Origin of the sequence: Vibrio sp. E14 (assembly GCF_020515785.1) — a bacterium.
In the GTDB taxonomy this organism is placed as follows: domain Bacteria; phylum Pseudomonadota; class Gammaproteobacteria; order Enterobacterales; family Vibrionaceae; genus Vibrio; species Vibrio diabolicus.
In genome coordinates this window covers 1-2,986 of record NZ_JAHPJI010000028.1, presented here as the reverse complement: position 1 = coordinate 2,986, position 2,986 = coordinate 1, and the positions used below count along the sequence as shown (strand labels likewise).

Here is a 2,986-nt window from a genome sequence, read left to right as displayed (position 1 = left end):
TCGAAACTCCTTCGGGTTGTATGGTTAAGTGACTAAGCGTACACGGTGGATGCCTTGGCAGTCAGAGGCGATGAAGGACGTATTAACTTGCGATAAGCCCAGATTAGGTAGTAAAAACCACTTGAGTCTGGGATTTCCGAATGGGGAAACCCACTTACATAAGTAAGTATCGTTATGTGAATACATAGCATAACGAGGCGAACCGGGGGAACTGAAACATCTAAGTACCCCGAGGAAAAGAAATCAACCGAGATTCCGAAAGTAGCGGCGAGCGAAATTGGACTAGCCCTTAAGCTTTATAGGCGTTAGGTGAACAAGCTGGAAAGCTTGGCGATACAGGGTGATAGCCCCGTAACTGACGACGCATATTCAGTGAAATCGAGTAGGGCGGGACACGTGATATCCTGTCTGAATATGGGGGGACCATCCTCCAAGGCTAAATACTACTGACTGACCGATAGTGAACCAGTACCGTGAGGGAAAGGCGAAAAGAACCCCTGTGAGGGGAGTGAAATAGAACCTGAAACCGTGTACGTACAAGCAGTAGGAGCAGGCTTCGTCCTGTGACTGCGTACCTTTTGTATAATGGGTCAGCGACTTATATTCAGTGGCAAGGTTAACCATCTAGGGGAGCCGTAGGGAAACCGAGTCTTAACTGGGCGTTCAGTCTCTGGATATAGACCCGAAACCAGGTGATCTAGCCATGGGCAGGTTGAAGGTTGAGTAACATCAACTGGAGGACCGAACCGACTAATGTTGAAAAATTAGCGGATGACTTGTGGCTAGGGGTGAAAGGCCAATCAAACCTGGAGATAGCTGGTTCTCCCCGAAAGCTATTTAGGTAGCGCCTCGGACGAATACTACTGGGGGTAGAGCACTGTTAAGGCTAGGGGGTCATCCCGACTTACCAACCCTTTGCAAACTCCGAATACCAGTAAGTACTATCCGGGAGACACACGGCGGGTGCTAACGTCCGTCGTGGAGAGGGAAACAACCCAGACCGCCAGCTAAGGTCCCAAATTACTACTAAGTGGGAAACGATGTGGGAAGGCTCAGACAGCCAGGATGTTGGCTTAGAAGCAGCCATCATTTAAAGAAAGCGTAATAGCTCACTGGTCGAGTCGGCCTGCGCGGAAGATGTAACGGGGCTAAGTAGTAAACCGAAGCTGCGGCAATATACTTTTGTATATTGGGTAGGGGAGCGTTCTGTAAGCGGTTGAAGGTGTGTGGTAACGCATGCTGGACGTATCAGAAGTGCGAATGCTGACATGAGTAACGATAAAGGGGGTGAAAAACCTCCTCGCCGGAAGACCAAGGGTTCCTGTCCAACGTTAATCGGGGCAGGGTAAGTCGACCCCTAAGGCGAGGCCGAAAGGCGTAGTCGATGGGAAACGGGTTAATATTCCCGTACTTCTTACAATTGCGATGGGGGGACGGAGAAGGCTAGGTGGGCCTGGCGACGGTTGTCCAGGTTCAAGTGCGTAGGCTGAAGAGTTAGGTAAATCCGGCTCTTCTCAAGGCTGAGACACGACGTCGAGCATCTACGGATGTGAAGTCATTGATGCCATGCTTCCAGGAAAAGCCTCTAAGCTTCAGATTGTAAGGAATCGTACCCCAAACCGACACAGGTGGTCGGGTAGAGAATACCAAGGCGCTTGAGAGAACTCGGGTGAAGGAACTAGGCAAAATGGTACCGTAACTTCGGGAGAAGGTACGCTCTCGACGGTGAAGTCCCTCGCGGATGGAGCTATTGAGAGTCGCAGATACCAGGTGGCTGCAACTGTTTATTAAAAACACAGCACTGTGCAAAATCGCAAGATGACGTATACGGTGTGACGCCTGCCCGGTGCCGGAAGGTTAATTGATGGGGTTAGACTTCGGTCGAAGCTCTTGATCGAAGCCCCGGTAAACGGCGGCCGTAACTATAACGGTCCTAAGGTAGCGAAATTCCTTGTCGGGTAAGTTCCGACCTGCACGAATGGCGTAATGATGGCCACGCTGTCTCCACCCGAGACTCAGTGAAATTGAAATCGCTGTGAAGATGCAGTGTACCCGCGGCTAGACGGAAAGACCCCGTGAACCTTTACTACAGCTTGGCACTGAACATTGACCCTACATGTGTAGGATAGGTGGGAGGCTTTGAAGCGCAGTCGCTAGATTGCGTGGAGCCGTCCTTGAAATACCACCCTTGTAGTGTTGATGTTCTAACGTCGACCCCTTATCGGGGTTGCGGACAGTGCCTGGTGGGTAGTTTGACTGGGGCGGTCTCCTCCCAAAGCGTAACGGAGGAGCACGAAGGTGGGCTAATCACGGTTGGACATCGTGAGGTTAGTGCAATGGCATAAGCCCGCTTGACTGCGAGAATGACAATTCGAGCAGGTGCGAAAGCAGGTCATAGTGATCCGGTGGTTCTGAATGGAAGGGCCATCGCTCAACGGATAAAAGGTACTCCGGGGATAACAGGCTGATACCGCCCAAGAGTTCATATCGACGGCGGTGTTTGGCACCTCGATGTCGGCTCATCACATCCTGGGGCTGAAGTCGGTCCCAAGGGTATGGCTGTTCGCCATTTAAAGTGGTACGCGAGCTGGGTTTAGAACGTCGTGAGACAGTTCGGTCCCTATCTGCCGTGGGCGTTGGAGAATTGAAAGGGGCTGCTCCTAGTACGAGAGGACCGGAGTGGACGAACCTCTGGTGTTCGGGTTGTGTCGCCAGACGCATTGCCCGGTAGCTAAGTTCGGGATCGATAACCGCTGAAAGCATCTAAGCGGGAAGCGAGCCTTGAGATGAGTTCTCCCTGATACTTTAAGTATCCTAAAGGGTTGTCGTAGACTACGACGTTGATAGGCAGGGTGTGTAAGCGTTGTGAGGCGTTGAGCTAACCTGTACTAATTGCCCGTGAGGCTTAACCATACAACACCCAAGGGGTTTTGATGGACTCAACTAAGAACATTGAATGTGTAAGAACGAAAACAGCTTTCCGAAT

At 51.3% G+C, this 2,986-nt stretch carries 1 rRNA gene; it reads left to right on the top strand.

The window, feature by feature from the left end:
- Nucleotides 1-22 precede the first annotated feature (22 nt).
- Nucleotides 23-2,913: ribosomal RNA gene (locus LIX84_RS23170) — 23S ribosomal RNA — on the top strand.
- The last annotated feature ends 73 nt before the right edge of the window (nt 2,914-2,986 follow it).